At 42.6% G+C, this 19241-nt stretch carries 21 protein-coding genes; all 21 read left to right on the top strand.

Going from position 1 to position 19241, the window contains the following annotated elements:
• The first annotated feature begins 6 nt into the window (after nt 1-6).
• Complete coding sequence (locus EHQ17_RS14485; protein WP_135590662.1) at nt 7-1851, top strand: hypothetical protein; 1845 nt, start codon at nt 7-9, stop codon at nt 1849-1851.
• A gap of 47 nt (nt 1852-1898) precedes the next feature.
• The gene (locus tag EHQ17_RS14480; RefSeq protein WP_210414555.1) at nt 1899-2837 is read left to right on the top strand and encodes a phosphoglycerate dehydrogenase; all 939 of its coding nucleotides are present in this window, start codon (nt 1899-1901) and stop codon (nt 2835-2837) included.
• Entirely contained in the window at nt 2834-3508 is a 675-nt protein-coding gene (locus EHQ17_RS14475) for a cyclase family protein (RefSeq protein WP_135590663.1), read from the top strand. Before EHQ17_RS14480 ends, EHQ17_RS14475 begins: the two co-directional genes overlap by 4 nt.
• Nucleotides 3509-4099 carry an HAD family hydrolase gene (locus EHQ17_RS14470; protein ID WP_135590664.1) on the top strand — a complete coding sequence of 197 codons (591 nt, stop codon included), beginning with the start codon at nt 3509-3511 and terminating at the stop codon, nt 4097-4099.
• 118 nt (nt 4100-4217) lie between these two features.
• Nucleotides 4218-4709, top strand: a complete 492-nt coding sequence (locus tag EHQ17_RS14465) for an acyltransferase (protein WP_246057569.1) — start codon at nt 4218-4220, stop codon at nt 4707-4709.
• A gap of 11 nt (nt 4710-4720) precedes the next feature.
• The gene (locus EHQ17_RS14460; protein ID WP_246057568.1) at nt 4721-5608 is read left to right on the top strand and encodes an NAD-dependent epimerase/dehydratase family protein; all 888 of its coding nucleotides are present in this window, start codon (nt 4721-4723) and stop codon (nt 5606-5608) included.
• Nucleotides 5605-6393 (top strand): HpcH/HpaI aldolase family protein, encoded by a 789-nt coding sequence (locus tag EHQ17_RS14455; RefSeq protein WP_135590666.1) that lies wholly within the window; start codon nt 5605-5607, stop codon nt 6391-6393. Before EHQ17_RS14460 ends, EHQ17_RS14455 begins: the two co-directional genes overlap by 4 nt.
• Nucleotides 6393-7166 carry a hypothetical protein gene (locus EHQ17_RS14450; protein WP_135590667.1) on the top strand — a complete coding sequence of 258 codons (774 nt, stop codon included), beginning with the start codon at nt 6393-6395 and terminating at the stop codon, nt 7164-7166. The genes EHQ17_RS14455 and EHQ17_RS14450 overlap by 1 nt, the downstream gene beginning before the upstream one ends.
• Before the next feature lie 39 nt (nt 7167-7205).
• Nucleotides 7206-7973, top strand: coding sequence for a 3-deoxy-manno-octulosonate cytidylyltransferase (kdsB, locus tag EHQ17_RS14445; protein WP_135590668.1), 768 nt, complete (start codon nt 7206-7208; stop codon nt 7971-7973).
• A 34-nt stretch (nt 7974-8007) separates the two neighbouring features.
• Nucleotides 8008-8970 carry a class I SAM-dependent methyltransferase gene (locus tag EHQ17_RS14440; protein ID WP_135590669.1) on the top strand — a complete coding sequence of 321 codons (963 nt, stop codon included), beginning with the start codon at nt 8008-8010 and terminating at the stop codon, nt 8968-8970.
• 14 nt (nt 8971-8984) lie between these two features.
• Nucleotides 8985-10703, top strand: a complete 1719-nt coding sequence (locus EHQ17_RS14435; protein ID WP_135590670.1) for a hypothetical protein — start codon at nt 8985-8987, stop codon at nt 10701-10703.
• Nucleotides 10704-10781: 78 nt separating this feature from the next.
• Nucleotides 10782-11699, top strand: coding sequence for an NAD-dependent epimerase/dehydratase family protein (locus tag EHQ17_RS14430; protein ID WP_135590671.1), 918 nt, complete (start codon nt 10782-10784; stop codon nt 11697-11699).
• Between the two features lie 3 nt (nt 11700-11702).
• Nucleotides 11703-12800 carry a CDP-glucose 4,6-dehydratase gene (rfbG, locus tag EHQ17_RS14425; RefSeq protein ID WP_246057566.1) on the top strand — a complete coding sequence of 366 codons (1098 nt, stop codon included), beginning with the start codon at nt 11703-11705 and terminating at the stop codon, nt 12798-12800.
• Nucleotide 12801: 1 nt separating this feature from the next.
• A complete protein-coding gene (locus tag EHQ17_RS20435; RefSeq protein ID WP_135736202.1) occupies nt 12802-13257 on the top strand; it encodes a dTDP-4-dehydrorhamnose 3,5-epimerase family protein in 456 nt (151 codons plus the stop codon).
• A complete protein-coding gene (gene rfbF, locus EHQ17_RS14415; RefSeq protein ID WP_135593078.1) occupies nt 13254-14024 on the top strand; it encodes a glucose-1-phosphate cytidylyltransferase in 771 nt (256 codons plus the stop codon). The genes EHQ17_RS20435 and rfbF overlap by 4 nt, the downstream gene beginning before the upstream one ends.
• Nucleotides 14009-14800, top strand: coding sequence for a glycosyltransferase family 2 protein (locus tag EHQ17_RS14410; RefSeq protein ID WP_135593076.1), 792 nt, complete (start codon nt 14009-14011; stop codon nt 14798-14800). The genes rfbF and EHQ17_RS14410 overlap by 16 nt, the downstream gene beginning before the upstream one ends.
• Nucleotides 14801-14802: 2 nt before the next feature.
• Complete coding sequence (locus tag EHQ17_RS14405; RefSeq protein ID WP_135593074.1) at nt 14803-15774, top strand: glycosyltransferase family 2 protein; 972 nt, start codon at nt 14803-14805, stop codon at nt 15772-15774.
• Complete coding sequence (locus EHQ17_RS14400) at nt 15771-16166, top strand: cupin domain-containing protein (RefSeq protein ID WP_135593072.1); 396 nt, start codon at nt 15771-15773, stop codon at nt 16164-16166. The genes EHQ17_RS14405 and EHQ17_RS14400 overlap by 4 nt, the downstream gene beginning before the upstream one ends.
• A 1-nt stretch (nt 16167) precedes the next feature.
• Nucleotides 16168-17304 (top strand): DegT/DnrJ/EryC1/StrS family aminotransferase, encoded by a 1137-nt coding sequence (locus tag EHQ17_RS14395; RefSeq protein WP_135593070.1) that lies wholly within the window; start codon nt 16168-16170, stop codon nt 17302-17304.
• A gap of 9 nt (nt 17305-17313) precedes the next feature.
• Nucleotides 17314-18093: a class I SAM-dependent DNA methyltransferase gene (locus EHQ17_RS14390; RefSeq protein ID WP_135593068.1), complete on the top strand. Its 780-nt coding sequence runs from the start codon at nt 17314-17316 to the stop codon at nt 18091-18093.
• Entirely contained in the window at nt 18090-19238 is a 1149-nt protein-coding gene (locus EHQ17_RS14385; RefSeq protein WP_135593066.1) for a glycosyltransferase family protein, read from the top strand. Before EHQ17_RS14390 ends, EHQ17_RS14385 begins: the two co-directional genes overlap by 4 nt.
• Nucleotides 19239-19241 lie beyond the last annotated feature (3 nt).

Raw genomic sequence — 19241 nt, 5'->3', positions numbered from 1 at the left:
AAACGTATGAAACCGAAAAATTCGACATCCAGAGCTGTGATCTATGACGTTCTGCCGGACTCGAAAAGGGACGAGTATTCCGACTGGGACATTTACGCTTCGATTTGGTCCGAGGATTTTTCCGAGGATTTTTTATCCCTTTCCGATATCGATCGATCAAAAATCGCGGAGGCAAAAGACGAAGCGTATCGTATTTCAAGATTAACTTCGGAGAAGTTTTTCAATAGTCTACTTATCCGATTTTTCGCGTTAGTCATCGGGACGAAATACTTTCGAATGTTCGTCAATAAGTTGGTGCTTTGGGATTGTTATGAATTCACAAAGCTATCGATTAAGATACAATATTTATCGGAGCGTTACGACCAAATACATTGTTACTCTCGTTTTGAGCGGGAGAAGATCGATGAATATATTCCGTACTTATCGGAGGTTCAAAAAGAAACCTGGAAAAAAACGGTTTTCTTTTACGGTGCGGATATTAGTTCTCCTCAAGTTTTTCGTAACCTCAGGTCACCGATAAAGGCATTGTTGATCCTCTTAAAACGCTCCTTTCGAACGAATTTCGTTCGAAGACCGGAAGAGGAGCGTTATAAATATTTACTTCGAATCGAGTCCTTAGACCCGCGCTCGTATTCTTTGAACGCCGACAATGACGAAGGCGCTTTGAAATACCGAGATCCGTTGTATCTTTTGAATTGTCTTTCCGTCGATCCTAAACAAATACGGATCGTGTTATCGCACGAGATTCCGGAAACGATCGAATCTCTAAAAAACCGAAAGGGATTGTCGGTTCTGAGTTTAAGTACAAAAGATATTGAGCTAAGTTTTCGAAATCGATTCGAGCTCGTTTGCAGCATCTTACTCCTTCCGCTTTTATCATCTTCCGCGCTAAAATATTTCGCGGTCGGGATCGCCAAAGGAATGGTTGAATACTTCTCATTCACTGCGTTAGTCGGATTTGGTCGTCCCGTCGCCCATTTTACGAGTTTGGATATAGATCCGGAGCAAGTTTTAAGAACGGCGGCTCTTGAAAAAAAAGGGATTCATAATGTTTATATTCAGGATAGTTTAAGTTGGTTCGTCGAGGGAGCCGGAACCCAACTTTATATGGTGGATTTTCTTTATTCTAAGTATTTTCTAGCAGGGAAAAAAAGTGTACTTCAATTTCGGGAAAAGATGTATTATCCCGGAGGTGATTCGGTCATCACCGGAATCCTGAGAGCGCAGGCAAACGTCCAAATGAAGGAGTTCGTTCGAAATGAGAAGCGGTTGTATTCAAGTCGTTTCGATAAAATCATTTGTATTTTCGACGAAAGTATAGTTTGCAGGGATTTAGAAATCAGTCTTCCTACGGCTCAGGAACTCTATAATTTTTATACGGATGTCTTGCGTTTGGTAAAAGAGTTTCCCGATTACCTATTCATTCTAAAACCGAAAATTCCCGAATCCGGAAGTTATTCTTCCTTTGTAGAAAGTGAAAAAAGATCGGGGCTTCCTTTTTATACGATATTTTCGGAGTTTAAAACGCAACAAAACGTCGAAGTTTTCGATTTTCGATATAGTTCGGTATATCCTATTTTACTTTCCGATTTGGTCGTTTCTCCTGGATTCGCTACGACCGGATTCGAAGCCGTCGCCTTGGGTGTTCCTTCGATTTTCCACAATCCTAAACGCGGGAGAAATGCGGTCGGTTTGGATTCCATTCGAGAAATCGTATCAGAAGATTATGATACTCTTAAGGACAACGTATTTTACTGGTTGGGCAAGCAAGAAGAATTTCGAACTAAAATGCTGCCGCAAGTGGAAGATTATATATCCTCGACCAGTGAAAGTATCGAACTCAAATTTTAAAAGCCCGGTTTGTCCGGGAAAGTTTCGTACCAAGGATAATCGTCTCAGTGTCCAATCGCAAAATCGTAGTTAAAGTTTTATCACCTTCTTTTTCCAATCATATAGTTTTGGAAAAAAAGCTGAAAGAGTTGTATCCGGATTCCGTCTTTAACAAAGAGGGAAGACGTTTCGACGAGGACGGAGTCATCGAATTTTTAAAAGACGCGGATGCTGCCATCGTCGGATTGGAAAAAATTTCCCGTAGGGTGATCGATTCATTGCCCAATATTCGAATATACGCTAAATACGGGGTCGGTCTCGACAATATCGATACAGAATATGCGAATTTTCTAAATAAGCCGATCGGTTGGACGCCGGGTGTAAATCGTCGATCCGTTTCCGAATTGGCTCTTTCTTATCTTTTGGCTTTGAGCAGGAACGTCTTTTTTACGAGTTATCTGTTAAAGAGCGGGTCGTGGAAGAAAGAAGGCGGCGTTTTGCTTTCCGGAAAAACGGTCGGAATTGTGGGTTGCGGTCATATCGGCGAGGATTTGTTACGTTTGTTGCAACCGTTCCATTGTAAATTGTTGGTTCACGATATCTTGGATAAAAAATTAGTTTGCGAAAGTTACGGTGCGACTCAGGTTTCTATCGAGAATTTATTGAACGAATCGGACTTCGTAAGCCTTCATCTACCCCTTACCGAACGGACTTTGTATATGGTGGACTTCAAGTTTCTGTCGCAAATGAAACCTAGTTCCTATCTTCTTAATACGAGTAGAGGTAATATCGTAAAGGAATCCGATATCAAAAGGGCTTTAGAGAATGATGTTATAGCAGGCGCCGCACTTGACGTCTTCGAAGAGGAACCTCCGACCGATCTTGAATTTTTATCCTTAAAAAACCTGATCGTAACTCCGCATATCGGAGGAAACGCAAAGGAAGCCGTGGAAGCGATGGGGACAGCCGCAATAAAATCGATTGCGGAATATTTCGAGAGACCATGATTCTTCTTTCTTACGAAATCGGCAAAAATACTCCCGTCTACGGAGGAAGCGGTTTTCCGGAAGTTACGCAGGGGAAATGTTTGGATCACGGGGATTCTTGCAATACTCTCAATTTAAACTTCTCGAATCATACCGGAACTCATATCGATTGTCCGTTTCATTTTGATCCGAACGGCAAAAGGCTTACCGATTATCCGGCCGAATTTTGGTTTTCCACAAAAGTTTCCCTTTTGGATCTCGATAAAAAACCAGAAGCGGGGACGTTGATCGGTCCGGAACACATAGGAACAAAGGCGAATCTTCTCGATCCTAAAACCGAAATTCTTTTTCTAAAAACGCATTGGGGAGATTCCCGTTCTTCGGAAGAATATTGGAAGAACCCTCCGGGGATTGCGCCTGATATGTCCGACTTTTTACGGAACACTTTCGTAAACCTTAGAATATTCGGTTTTGATTTGATTTCCCTCTCGAGTTATACGAATCGGGAGGTGGGAAGGACCGCCCACCGGAAGTTCCTAAATAGGAAGGATCCCATTCTAATATTAGAAGATGTTAATTTTCTAAATTTAGGATCGGACATATTAAAATTACAGAATGTGCTGATCGCGCCGCTTTGGCTGGAAGGTGCGGACGGATCTCCGTGTACGGTTTTCGGAAACGTGGGGCTGTAGGTGATCCAGGATTTTTTCGTTTTAAGAAAAGAGAAAATAGATTCTGTTTTTTTCGATTTCGACGGAGTTGTAGTCGATAGCGTCGGGATCAAAACGGAAGCCTACGCCGATCTGTTTAAGGAATTCGGAAACGAGGCTGTGGATTGTATTCTTGAATATCATCGATCGAACGGAGGCATCGATCGATATAAAAAAATCGAATACGTGTTGAATTTTATGAAAGTTGAATATGATTCGAGTTTGGTCGAACGTTTGGCTTCCGATTTCGCCTCCCTTGTCGTCGAGAAGGTTGTGAAATGCGATCTTCTTCCCGGGATTTCGGAACTACTAACCGATTTGAGCCAATCGAGTATCCGTTCGTTCGTCGTTTCCGGAACTCCGGAAGAGGAATTACGTTATATAACGAAAGAGAAGAAGTTGAACGATTTTTTTCTCGAGGTTTGCGGAAGTCCAAAATCAAAAGTCGAAATCACCGGAAATTTGATTCGAAACTATGACATCAATCCGAGTCGTTCCCTTTTTATCGGAGACGCCGTTGGCGATTTCGAAACTGCGAGCCGCTTCGGAATACTGTTTCTCGGAGTTTCTTAACGTGGTTTCTTTTTTATATAGAGTTAAAAAAAATTTCTCTCGAATGTCGTCTTATTTTAAAATTTGGTCTTACATATATTCTTTATTGATCAAAAATTCGGATGCCCCTTTTTTCAAAATGGAACGCGAATCGAGATATAAGGAAATTTTTCGAATTCGTTCTATTTACGTGGACGAGGACGTGACATTTTCGGGTGTCGAGAATATAAGAATGGGCGAAGGGGTTTCTTTTATGCAAGGATGTAAAATCCACGCGAATAACGCTGAATTGAAAATCGGCAACGGATGTTCGTTTAACAATAACGTTTTCATCGGTGCCTCCAATGGAAAAATCGAGATCGGAGATAAGGTTCTAATCGGTCCGAACGTCGTTTTACGCGCGGCCGATCATATATTTGCCGACTCCACTCGACCCATTATGGAACAAGGTCATAAAGGAGGAATCATCCGAATCGAAGACGACGTTTGGATCGGCGCTAACGTGGTCATTACTTCAAACGTCAAAGTCGGGAAAGGTTGTGTAATCGCGGCCGGCTCCGTAGTCACTAAGGATCTTCCCGAGTATTCTGTGGCCGCAGGAGTTCCTGCGAAGGTGATTCGAAATAGATGATGGAAACCTCTTTGAATCGAAAGAGAATCGTCGTATTCGGCGGATCCGGATTTTTGGGTTCGCATATCGCCGATAAACTTTCGGATTACGGACACGAGATTACGATATTCGATTTACACGGATCGCGGTATATACGTCCGGATCAGACGATGGTTATCGGAGATATCCTGGACGAAACACAAGTGGAAGAGGTCATTGAGGGTAAGGATGTAGTTTATAATTTCGCGGGATACGCGGACATCGATACGGCCTCCTTGAATCCGAAACGTACAGCGAATTTGAATATCGTAGGTAATCTTAATATTTTGGATGCGTGTGTAAAACACTCCGTTAAACAATTCGTATACGCAAGTACCATGTACGTATATTCGGATTCAGGCGGTTTTTACAGATGTAGCAAACAATCTTCCGAAATTTTCATCGAAGAATATCATAAGAGATTCCATTTAAATTATACTATACTGCGATACGGCACCCTCTACGGACCGAGAGCGGACGAAAGAAATTCTATCTATAGATATCTAAAATCAGCCTTGGAAACGGGACGGATCGTCTGTAATTTTTCCGGTCAAGAAATTCGAGAATACATCCACGTTCGTGATGCGGCAAAAGTTTCGGCTAAAATACTTAGTTCAGAGTTTTTGAATAAACGATTTACGATTACCGGACATCAAGCGATTCCGGTGGCTACGATGTTAAGTATGATTCAGGAAATACTACAAGGCGGGGTGGAAATAGTTTTCGATAACAATTCTAATTCGGATCACTACAAAGTGACTCCCTATAGTTACGTTCCGAAAATCGGGGAAAAATTCGCGCCCGAGATATTTACCGATATGGGACAGGGATTGATAGAATGTTTGGCCGAAGTTTCGGATATAATGGGAAATTCCAAATGAATCGTACGTTTTGGAGTAGACCCGGTTATCAATCGAACTCGATCAAAGAAAAATTAAAAGCCGGTAAATGTACCGTAGGAAGTTGGATTCAAATTCCGAACGGATCGATCGCCGAAATTATGGGAAATTCTGGTTACGATTGGGTCGCCGTCGATATGGAACACGGCTCCATTTCTCTCGACATTCTTCCGGATCTATTGCGTGCGATTCAATGTGGAGGAACGGTTCCTTTCGTTCGTGTCGCAAAAAACGATTCTAATTTTATTAAACAAGCTTTGGACGCGGGAGCTCTCGGAATCATATGTCCGATGATCGAAACTCCCGAAGATATTTCTAATTTCGTATCCTGGTCAAAATATCCGAAGGAAGGTTCCCGCGGCGTAGGGTTTTCCAGGGCAAACCTTTTCGGAAAAGACTTTGAAGAATACAAAACTCATATAAACGAGAATCTGGTGTTGGTCGCTCAAATTGAACACATTCGAGGCGTTGACTCCATCGATATGATTCTGCAAAACGGAGGAGTGGACGCGATTATGGTCGGTCCTTACGACTTGTCCGCTTCGATGGGGATCACAGGAGATTTCGAACATTACGATTTTAAGGACGCGCTGAAAAGATTAAAGGAAAGCGCGAAACGACATGGAATCGGTATGGGGATTCACGTGGTTCAACCGGATATTCAAAAATTAGAAACCGCGATCAAAGAGGACTACAGTTTTATTGCCTACGGAATCGATTCCGTTTTTCTTCATTCCGTTTCGAAAAATCCGAACCGACAAGTTTAATGTTTAAATATCCGATTGGAATGCCGAACTCGGAGTTGGATTTTCTATTTAAAACCAATTCTCATTCTTTCGAAGATCTGGATTATTTTTGTCTCTTCGATTCGAGAGGAAGTAATTTGAACGGAAACGCTCCGGGATTCGCGGAATTGCTCAATGAACGATTTAGGATCGAAAACAAAAGATATCTAACGATATGTAGGCCTATAGAAATCACCGTATTCTTTTCGCTTCTGAATATTCTGAAAGAAAATAAAATTAGGGCAAGAACTCTGATTTCTAACGTCGGTTTCGTCGATTGTACGCCTAAGAAAAAAAGTATAATCGAAGATATCATACTACAAGGGTCCGCATTCTTTTCATCGGATCAACACGAGTATGAAATTCAGGAATTGGAAGACTATACGTTGTCGAACGGAGAAATACAAAAACTGAATTCATTGAACTTCGATGAATTTACCGCCGATATCGCGAATGCTCTTACGAACAAATTCGAAACTATTTATCTGATAAAAACGTTAGAGTTGGATTTTAGTCGTAAATTCAAAAGGGAGCGGCCTAGGTCTTTTTATTCTCAACTTGTGAAAACGAACGACCTTTTAAAAAACGTGGCGAATAACGCGGAGAACATCCGTTTGATTTCCGTTCAATCAGAAATGGAAAAAACCGATAACCATTTGGACGTTACCTACGACGGAGTCCATTTTACGAACGAGACGCATAAGTCGGTTGGAAATCGTATTCTGGAACATCTTTTCCAAAATAAATCGAATTAAACTCATTCAAATAATATTAAAGATCGAGGTAAAAGTTCATTGAAGAATATAGGAATTATTCCGGCAAGGATGGCGTCGAGTAGGTTGCCAGGAAAGCCGCTCGCTAAGATTCACGGCGTTCCAATGGTGGGGCACGTGTTTTTCCGTTCTAAGATGTGCGCTTTATTGGATGAAGTATATGTCGCGACCTGCGATGACGAAATCAAGGAATACATCGAGTCCATCGGCGGTAAGGTTATCATGACCTCGGATAAACACGAACGCGCCAGCGATCGCGCCGCCGAAGCTATGCTTCAGATCGAAAAGATTACCGGTGAAAAAACCAATATCGTGGTAATGATCCAAGGTGACGAACCGATGTTGACTCCTGAAATGATCGAAGAGTCGATAAAACCCATGGTGTCGGACGAATCGTTGCAAGTTCTGAACTTAATGAGCGAACTAAAGACCCGTGAAGAACACGAAGATCCTAACGAAGTTAAAGTCGTGGTGGATCTAAAAAGTTTCGCCGTATATTTTTCCCGGGAACCAATTCCTTCCTGGAAAAAAGGGGCTAAAAATGTCCCCATGTTGAAGCAGGTATGTATCATTCCGTTTCGAAGAGATTTTCTTCTGAAGTTCAACGAACTAGAGCCGACTCCGCTTGAAATCATAGAGAGCGTCGATATGTTGAGGGTTCTTGAGCACGGATATCGGGTTAAGATGGTTCACACGGATGCGGTGAGTTATTCCGTCGATACGGAAGCCGATCGTGTCAACGTCGAAAAACATATGCTTCATGATTCGATTAGAAAAAGTTATTCGTAAACCGTCTGCTCTGCAATTTTAAGGAACTATCGGTATGAAGGAATCTGAAATCCGGCCCAAAGAGCTTTTCGAAAAATATCTCGAACTTAGCCTGAAGGATGCGCAAAATTTTAATAAAAGCGATTTAGTGGAAGTGGACTGTCCCGGATGTGGCGAACGGTCTAAAGAGATTAAATTTCGGAAAAACGATTTTGTTTATCGAATATGCAAAAAGTGTAATTCTCTTTTTTGCGATCCGAGGCCTTCGGAAAAAGCATTGGAATTATTTTATAGCGAAAGCGAATCTTCGGCATACTGGGCGAACGTTTTTTTTCCCGCCGTTGCCGAATCGAGAAGGGAGAAATTATTTAGAAATAAGGCGAACTCGTTACATTCCTTGCTCTTAAAATTGGAAAGGAAGCCGAAGACGATTTGTGACGTCGGTGCGGGTTACGGAATTTTTTTAGAGGAATTGCGTCCTTTTTTTCCAGATGCGGAATTCTTCGCGATCGAGCCCGGAGTAGAGTCCGCCAAAATGTGCCGGCAAAAGGGTTTTTCCGTTTTAGAAACGACTTCCGAAAAAGCGGAACTCTGGAAGAATCGATTCGATCTCGTTATAAGTTCGGAAGTGATCGAGCACGTTTTTTCGCCGAAAGATTTTATACGATCCTTGTTCGATTTAGCCAACGACAACGGAACCGTTTTGATCACCGGGTTGGGATACGAAGGTTTCGATATTTTAACTCTTCAGGAGCGCTCGCGAAGCGTTTTTCCGCCGCATCATTTAAATTTTTTGAGTGTTGCTGGTTTCGAGTTTCTGTTCAAGACCATAGGCTTTCGGTTTGTGCGGATCGAAACTCCCGGCGAGTTGGATTTTGATATCGTAAAGAATAGCGGGTTTGCGGACGACTTCGTTCGTGTTTTAGGCGATCGCGGCGAGCAAGCCATTTCCGATTTTCAGGAATTTCTGCGAAAACATAAGTTAAGCTCCCATATATGGGTAACCGGGCTTAAGTAATAGAACATACGCCGATGTCCGTTTTCGACTTTGAGAATCTGGAGGAAAAATACAGCCGGACTTTGGACAAGATCGCCGAAGAGTTGCTCGATCCATATCAAAATTTCGTGGGCAAACTCTCCGTCGGTAAGGAAGAATCTCTGGATTGGTGGGTCTCCAATATTGCAAGTCGAAATCCGTACGCGTCACCGTTGTTTTACGAATGTTGTAAACTGAAACTGATCGTAAGACTTATCGATTCTAAAGAGATAGAAACGATTTTAGTTCCTACCGTCGCGCTGAAACGAATCCTACTTACGAATCCCGTCGTTCAAAACTCTAAAATTAGGATCGAGGTGAAATATCCTCTGAGTCGGAAATATAAGATCCGGATTTATTTTAATGAAAGATGGAAATACGCGCGGGAGTTTTTTAGAACATGGGTGACACGAGCCCGAGCCGCAAAACGAACCAAAAAAATCGGCAAAAGAGTCGCCGATAAGAAACCGATTACTCTCGTTGATACGTATATCAAGGAGGATTTCGTTAGGGACGGACAATTTCAAGATCGTTATTTCGGAAATTTATTTTCGAATTTGGATCCGAATACAAGAGATTCAATTTATTTTATTTTTACCGCGTACGAAGATACGGATTTTTTAAGTTTATATACGGATTTACGAAAACATCCTTATAATTTCTTAATCAAAGAAGATTTTCTGACTCTAAGCGATTATCTGTATTCCTTTTTCTTCCCTTATCGTTTGAATCGTCTGCGCTTTACGGATTGCAGCTTTCAGGGATTCGACCTAACGTATCTAGTCGAATTTTTAGTGGATGTGGATCGTTGGGAAGCGGCTTCTATTGAAGCGTTGTTGAATTCTCGTTTTATCCATCGTTTGAAACGGAACGGATTCAGGATTCGGTTTTTATTGGATTGGTGGGAGAATCAGTGGTTTGATAGAGGATTACATCACGGAATGAATCGTTATTTTCCCGAGGTCCCTTCTTTGGGATATTGCGGTTATACGATGAACAAGTTTCATCTGAACGTGTTTCCGACGGATTACGAGAGGAACGCGAATATTCTTCCAAAAAAAATCGGAGTCATCGGCAGCCGACAAACCGAGTTAATCAAAAGATATTGTCCACGGTTGTCCGTCGTATTGACTCCCGCTTTGCGGTTCGAGTATTTGTTTTTAGAAAGAAAACTACCGCCGAAGAAGGATGTTTTCGTAATCTTGATCTCACTTTCTATTTTGGTGGAGCAAAGTATATTTCTTCTTAAACTTGCAATCGATTCGCTGAATGAATTTTATAAAATCGGTTTCGAAATTTGGATTAAGCCGCACCCGGTTAACACTCGAATCATTCTGGAAAACTTCCCCAAGGAGAGTTTGCCGAAAGGTTTTTCTTACGTATCCGGCGATTTTAACGAGTCGTTGCTTTCGTCCAATTTGCTCGTAGGTTTTTCATCCTCAACTTGTTTGGAGGCCGTGGCGATGGGGATTCCCACGATCGTCATACGCGGCGGTAAAGAGCCCACATCTCATCCTTTGGATGAACGTGTCCCGAAGGAAATTTGGTCCGTTTGTTATACATCCGAGGAATTTAAGGAACAGGTTTTGGATATTCGGAGTAGTTACGATTCTAAAAAGGAGCTTTATCAGGAAATCGGAGCTTGGATTCGGGAGAATTATTTCAGTCCAGTTGACGAAGGGTCGAAACGAAGAATGTTGGGTTATGATTCGTGATTATTTTTGAATTCGTTGTGCTATGGATTTTAGTAAAGCAATAGTAGAAAATTATAATATATTCGAACCGATTCGATTATGAGAAGCGATAATTTCGGAAAAGTGCTGGTCGTAGGAGACGGCTTTATAGGGAAACACGTACGGAAAAAATTTATAGATCTTTCCTGCGATGTTACTGTCCTTACTCGAGGCGTCGGCTCCGGGTCGTACGATAAAAAAGTAGATCGTATTGTGGCCGATTATTCGGTTCCGGGTAAATGGCAGGAGGATTTAAGGAATCAAAAATTCAACGTAGTCGTTAATTGTTCCGGAGAAATTGATCACAGTTCGTTCTTCAAAAATGGAGAAGCGGTTATACGGAACCATTTTTCGACCGTTGTGAATCTTGTTAACTCCGTTGATAGGAATCACTTGAATTCGTTTTTGCAGTTGGGAAGCAGCGACGAATACGGTTCGCAAATTTCGCCGCAAAAAGAAACGATGAGAGAACTTCCATTTTCGTCCTATTCCTTCGGAAAGGTCGCGGCTTCTCATTTTCTGCAAATGTTGAACCGATCGGAAGGGTTTCCAGTCACCGTATTCAGATTGTTTTTGGTCTACGGCCCCAATCAAAACAACGACCGTTTCTTGCCGCAAATTATTTCCAAGAGTTTGAACGGGGAAACGTTTCCTACCAGCGCGGGAGAGCAGATTCGCGATTTTTGTTATATCGACGACGTGTGCACCGCCGTAATCAGGGCTTTACAAGTTAAGGAAGCTATAGGAGAAATATTTAATATAGCCTCCGGTATTCCGATTCAAATAAAAGAAGTTATACGAATGATTTCTACGTTGGTCGGAAAGGGGACGCCGGATTTCGGAGCTCTACCGTATCGAACCGGCGAAAATATGTCTTTGTATGCTGATATTACGAAAGCAAAGCGGCTGCTCGGATGGGAACCTATCACACGATTGGAGACCGGTTTGTTGCAAACGATAAATTTTTATAGGAAATAGATTTTGTTCAATCAAGTATATAAGGGAAAAAAAATTCTCATCACCGGAAACACCGGTTTCAAAGGATCGTGGCTTAGTTCATGGTTGGTTCGTCTTGGAGCAGCTTCTATTCGAGGATATTCTTCGAATATTCCCACCGAACCTTCGATTTTTCAGGGCTCGGACCTTTTGAAAAAAGGAACCGATCAGATTTGGGGAGACGTTCGCGATCGAAGCAGTTTATCGGATGCGATTCAACTTTATCGACCCGATTTTATTTTTCATTTAGCCGCGCAAGCCCTCGTAAAAACCTCATACTCCAATCCTTTGGAGACTATTGAAACGAACGCAATGGGAACCGCGAACGTTTTGGATGTGGTACGGAATTTAAACTATCCGTGTACGGTCGTATTGATCACGAGCGATAAGGTCTATGAAAACGTAGAGTGGTATTACGGTTATCGCGAAAACGATCGTCTGGGAGGTTACGATCCTTACAGCGCCTCCAAATCCGCCGCGGAAATTTTAATCAACGCCTACCTGAAATCTTTTCTCTTAAACAATCCTTACGTAAAAATCGGAATCGGTCGAGCCGGTAACGTGATCGGCGGCGGAGACTGGGCCCCTGATCGAATCGTGCCGGATGCTATTCGAGCGTGGTCCGAAGAAAAGTCCCTACAAGTTAGAAATCCGTTCGCTACTAGGCCCTGGCAACACGTCATGGAACCTTTGAGCGGATATTTGAGAGTCGGACAGGCGTTGTTCGAAGGTAAGATTTTAACCGGTGAATCGTTTAACTTCGGTCCTCCGGGAGAACAGAACGCCACGGTGGCCGAGTTGTTGGATCGTATGAAACCTTATTGGAAAAATTCTTCCTGGACGGATACGAGCGCCGGGAATAAGTCCTATGAAGCGGGGCTTTTAAAGTTGAGCTGCGATAAGGCGTTGCAGATCCTTCAATGGAAGCCTAATTTAGAATTATCTAATACGATACGCTTTACCATGGAATGGTATCTTGAATATTATAACCGGAATACGGTGCCCGACGAACTGATGCAGAATCAAATAGAGGAATACGAGACGATCGCAAAAAATTCTAAAATCGCCTGGGCAATCGACTAAGATGAATTCTCCCAAAATCGAGGACATTATTCTTTCCGAACTAAAATTGATTCCGGGGGAATTAGGCAGCGTGAGACACGGAATAAAAAGCACGGATCCGGGTTTTTCGGGATTTGAAGAGGTCTATTTTTCTTCCGTATTCTTCGGGAAGACAAAGGGTTGGAAAAGACATACTAGGATGATTTCCAATTTAATCGTGATCAGCGGAGAGATAACTTTCTTTCTGATTGATAAGAGGGAGGACTCCCGTACTTACGATCAGAACGATATTATTAGAATCTCCGCAGATAATCCGCGTCGCCTAACCGTACCCCCTGGAATTTGGACGGCGTTTCGTGGAAATACACAAGGGGAAAATGTACTTTGTAACGTCGCCAACCTAATGCATGATCCTGAAGAATCGGAAACATTGTCAATTTCGGATCCGCAATTTCGGAAGATACTGGAGAAAGAATGAAAGTTGTAATACTCGCGGGAGGTTTCGGATCCCGTTTATCGGAATACACGAATTTAGTCCCTAAACCCCTGGTTGAAATCGGAGAATATCCGATTCTTTGGCATATAATGAATACCTTCGCTTTTGCCGGTCACAAAGACTTTTATATCGCCTTGGGATATAAGGCCGAATTGATCAAAGAATATTTTCTGAAATATTATACGTTAAACAGCGATTTTACGATCGATCTTGCGAATAACGACATATCTTACCACTCGAGAAACGTTTTGGATTGGAAAGTTACTTTGGTGGATACCGGGATGAATTCGATGACGGGAGGCAGGCTAAAACGATTGAAGGAATTTTTAGGCGAAGAGACTTTCCTATTAACTTACGGAGACGGGGTGGCGAACGTCGATGTGAATCAGCTAATCGCTTTTCATAAGCAGCAGAAAAAAAAAGTTACAGTTACCGCAGTCAGACCGGTCGCTAGGTTCGGCGAGCTTCAGATAGACGAAAAAAAAATCGTTACGAACTTCAGCGAAAAACCTCAGGCGAATCAAGGGTATATCAACGGAGGTTTTTTCGTTATGGAACCTTCCTTCATAAATTGGATCGAAAACGATTCGACGGTTCTGGAAAAGGAACCCTTGGAAAAGGCCGCCGAAGAAGGCGAGTTAACCGCTTATATTCATGACGGTTTTTGGCAGTGTATGGATACGTTACGCGATAAAAATTACTTAGAAGATCTTTGGAGATCCGGAAAAGCTCCGTGGAAAATCTGGTAAAACAAGGGCCGCTCGTTTCCGTTTTAATGAATTGTTACAATGGAGAGGCTTATCTCCATGAAGCGATTCGAAGCGTTATCGATCAGACCTATAAAAACTGGGAACTCATCTTTTGGGACAATCAATCCTCCGATACAAGCGCTTCCATAGTTCAATCCTACGACGACCCGAGGATATTCTATTTTAGGTCCGACGAACATACTTTACTCGGAGAAGGTAGAAGAAGAGCGATTCGTAAGGCCTCCGGGGAATGGATCGGATTTTTGGACTGCGACGACGTTTGGATGTCGGATAAGTTGGAAAAACAGATTCGAAGGGTGTTGGAATCGCAAAACGACGATGTCGTATTAGTATATTCGAAATATTTTAACTTATATTCCGACTCCAAAAAAGTGCTAACGCAGGAATACGATTTGCCTGAAGGTAAAATAGCGTCTTTGCTTCTTAGAAAAACCTGGATCGGTTTTCCTACGTTGTTGGTGAAGAAAGCGGCTTACGATAGGGTCGGCGGTTTTCCCGGTTCTTTCGCAATATCTTTAGATTACTATTTGGAGGTAAGACTGGCGGAATACGGAACCGTCTTGGCTTGTCAGGAGCCGCTTGCCTATTATAGGATTCATGATTCCAATCTTTCTTCCAAAAAATATCTACGTACGATTTACGAGGACTTGCTGATCTCGTTGCGTTTTTGGTATTTGAATCCTTTCGATTTTATCCGCAATATGAGGGATTTTTCCAAAAAAATCCTCCGTATTACCATTAAAGGGAATAATTAGTTTTGCGTATCTCAGTCATCGTTCCGACTTTTAATCGGGAAAAATTTCTACCGGCTTGCATCGAATCACTATTGTCGCAAGACTATCCAAAAGAAAATTATGAAATTCTAATCATTGATAACGCGTCGAAGGATAACACGTTCGAGACTGTTCGCGAATACCAGTCTAAATACGGAGAAAATTTAATTCGATATGTTTACGAAGCAAAGCCGGGACTCGTACACGCCAGGCATTGCGGATATAAAAACTCTCGTTACGGAATTCTCTCTTATACCGACGACGATGCTGTTTTAGATCGGAAATGGCTTTCCGCCGTCGATGAACTTTTCGAATCTTCGGAAAGCCCCGCCGCAGTCGGTGGACCGATCGTGATTCGCTGGGATCAAACTCCCCCGGAATGGGTGCGGGATTACGAATTCTTACTCGGTAAGTTGAGCTACGGGAACGAAAAATTCGTAAAGAAGGACGTATTCATCAACGGAGGGAATTTTCATATCCGAAAAGATATCCTGAAAGAGGTCGGCGGTTTTAATCCGGATCAAATCGGCGATTGGCTTGTCGGGGACGGTGAGACTGGTTTGTGTAAAAAGTTACACAAAAAAGGGTACAAAATAGGTTGGGCTCCGGATGCTTTGATGGAGCATTGTCAGATGATTTCCAAGAACGCGACGATCGCCGATATTAAAAGGAGATTCGTGAATAACGGACGGTGTGAAATCTATAACTTAATCGTAGCGGATCGTAAGGGTATTCGGGAAATCGTCGAATATTTTTTTCAGATTCTCAAAAATACGATTCGATGTATGAGGGGATTGTTGAAGTTTTATTTTAAGGACAAATTCTCCGAACCTCGTTTGGGTTTTTATTTTATGTTGCACTTTAATCTGGCCCAATATTCCTACCTTATTAAACTTTATACTAATCCGAAGTTTAGAAAATTGGTTTTTGATTCGAGTTGGTTTGACGAAATATGATAGAACAAATTGATCATGGCGGAAAGTTGTATTCGATCATCATTAGGAACGACTTTTCGAAAGATGGAATAGAATTTTTCACACCGAACGAGCTTTCTCAACAGCTTGCTTATATGAAACGTCCCGCCGGTTACAACATACAACCTCACCACCACAATCCGGTTCCGCGAAGCGTTGAATTTACGCACGAAGTTCTGTTTATACGTAAGGGTAAGGTAAGAGTTGATTTTTTCGACGAAGATAGACGATTTTTAGAAAGTCGCATTCTATCGACGGGCGACGTTATACTTCTTGCCGGAGGCGGACACGGGTTCGAGATGTTGGAGGAGACGGAAATGATCGAAGTGAAACAAGGACCTTATGCCGGGGAAAACGACAAAACAAGATTCTAATATGAAACACGAAGAATTTATACCCGTGTGCGAACCGTTATTAGGCGGAAACGAGTTGAAATACGTGTCGGACGCGGTCTCAAGCGGATGGATATCCTCTTCCGGAAAATACGTACAGGAATTCGAAAAGTCATTCGCCGATTATTGCGGTGTAAAATACGGAGTAGGTGTTTGTAACGGAACCGTCGCTCTCCATTTGGCGCTTCAAGCGCTCGGAGTCGGTCCCGGTGACGAAGTGATCATTCCTTCCTTTACGATGATAGCGACCGCGTTTGCGGTCTGTTATACGGGTGCGATGCCCGTTTTCGTGGATGTAGAACCCGATACTTGGAATTTGGATCCTAATCTATTCCGCAAAAAGATCACCAAAAAAACTAAAGCGGTCATTCCGGTACATATTATGGGTTTATTGTGCGATATGGATCCTATCTTAAATATCGCGGCGGAACACGGAATTAAGGTAATCGAAGACGCGGCGGAAGCGCACGGTGCGGAATACGGCGGAAAAAAGTCGGGTTCCTTTTCGGACGTGTCGTGTTTCAGTTTTTTCGCCAACAAAAATTTGACTACGGGAGAAGGAGGAATGTGTCTGACCGACGATTCGGACATTTATGATCGCCTCCGATATCTGAAGAACTTATCGTTTCCTTTGGTTGCTGCTCGGGAATATCTCCACGAAGATATCGGTTTTAACTATCGTTTGTCGAATCTTCACGCCGCAATCGGGCTAGCCCAAGTAGAAAAGGCCGACGAGTATATCGCATTAAGAAAACATAATAATTCTCTTTATCGCCGAAATCTCGAGGGTCACCCGGGAATCGGATTTCAAAAGGATTCCGATTCCAAATTTACGCACGTTCATTGGATGAATGCGATTTTAGTCGGAGACGAAAGGAAAAAACTAAGAGACGGTTTGATGACTCATTTAAAGGAAAACGGAGTGGATTCGCGCAAGCTCTTCACAGGAATGCACAGACAACCGAGTTTAAAAAAGTTCGGTTGTGACGTCGGCGGGACCTATCCTGTCACCGATTCGATTTCGGAACGAGGTTTGTATCTTCCTTCTTCGAGTAGTCTGAAGGATGAACAGATTTCTCGAATCAGTCGATTAGTGCGCGATTATATTTCCGTAAATTAGGAATTTTGTATGTCTCAATTCGGTAAGTATTCTGAATATTACGATCTACTCTATAAGGACAAAAATTACGAATTAGAGGTGTCTTACGTCGATTCGTTGATCAAGTCTTATAAGGCCGATTCTAAATCCGTCCTGGAATTAGGTTGTGGAACCGGTAAACACGCTCTTCTTCTGACACAAAAAGGTTACGAGGTAACGGGCGTCGATATTTCCCCGCAAATGTTGGCGGAAGCGGAGCGGAGAAAAGCCGAAACCGGATCGGGTGTCTTTCCTAAGTTCGTACAAGGGGATGTGCGTACGGTGCGGGTTTCTTCGCGATTCGACGTGGTTCTGTCCTTATTTCACGTAATGTCTTATCAAACTTCGAACAAGGATATTCTCGCCGCGTTTGAAACGGCTTCGTTACATTCTAATAGCGGAAGCATTTTTATTTTCGATGTGTGGTACGGACCGGCGGTCTTATCGCAGATTCCCGAAACGAGAATCAAACGTTTGTTCGATGAGAAAATTCACGTGACTAGATTGGCGGAGTCGAAAGTGATTCACGAAAAAAATATCGTAGAAGTGGACTACGAAGTATGGATCCGCAGGAAGAACACGAACTCATTGGAGTTGATACAGGAGAAACATCCTATGCGATATTTCTTCAATCCAGAGCTTGAGTTGTTGTTAGCGCAAAACGGCTTCGAAATTCTCCGATCGGAAGAGTGGTTGACCGGAAAGGATCCGGGGACGGGAACTTGGGGCGTGGTATTCGTCGTTAGGAAAAACGATTCGTTGACTTCATGAATTTTTGTTTGATTACCGCTCATCCTTGGGTGGCGATTTCTACGCCGGTCATCGAAACGGTAAAATTTCTCGCTTCCAAAGGGGATACGGTTCGATTGTTGGTTCAACTCGATCCCGGATTGGAAAAAATCGGACTAAAAAATCCGGAGCTGAATCATCCGAACGTGGAAGTGATTCAGTACAAAGGCCCGTCTATCGTTGCCGGACGGATTTCTAAACTTCCCGCATTTCTTCAGGAATTCATATACGGAATATACATTCTCGTTCGATTTTTCGGAATTTGTAGACGATCTGATTTTCTTATCGGTTACGATCCGCAAGGTATCATTCGAACAGGAATCGTATCTTTCGTCTTAAGGATTCCCTTCGCTTATCATTCATTAGAATTGTATCATAGAGATCGTTCCTTTTTTCTTTCCCTTGCGAAAGTTTTCGCGCGTCAGGCGCGTTTCAGTCTGATTCAGGATAGGAACAGACTTCGAATTCTGCGCGTGATAAGCGGTCTTAGAAACCGCGAAATCATAATTCTTAAGAATAGTTCCGCAGGTTCCGTCCTAAGGAAAAAAGAAAATTACTTCAGGAATCGTTTCCCGATTTCACCCGATAAGCGGATCGCACTTGTGACGGGAACTCTCTTGCGGTTTTCGGGCGTTGATCGTATTCTGGATTCGCTTTCGAATTGGCCTAAAAACTGGGTCCTCGTTTTACACGGATGGATTCCAGACTCCGATTTTAAGGAAGAAGTGTTAAAAAAAATATCGACTTACGAAGGAAAAGTATTTTTATCCTCCGAAATTCTTCCCGCCGAAGAGAAGTTTTCCGTTTTTCAATCGGTGGACCTTTGTTTTGTTTGGTTCGCTCCCGCCGATATAAACTTAAAATACGCGGCGGGTTCCGCGGGGAAATATTACGATTCTTTAAAATGCGGTCTGCCGATGATAGGAAATCGAATCCCCATGATGAAAAAACTGATGAAGGGTGTAGGTTTGGTGGCCGAAACCGAATCAGAAATAGCGGATTCGATCGCAGAGATTGAATCGAAATACGAACTTTTTCGCGATCGTGCGTTCGACGTATTCGAAGATCAGGAATTCGGAAAGTCGTTCGAGATCGTATATAAAAAAATCAAGAACGTAGTGAAATAAGGT

This window comes from Leptospira gomenensis, assembly GCF_004770155.1.
In the GTDB taxonomy this organism is placed as follows: domain Bacteria; phylum Spirochaetota; class Leptospiria; order Leptospirales; family Leptospiraceae; genus Leptospira; species Leptospira gomenensis.
The sequence above is the reverse complement of the archived record's forward strand: the minus strand, read 5'-3'. Positions and strand labels throughout refer to the sequence as shown.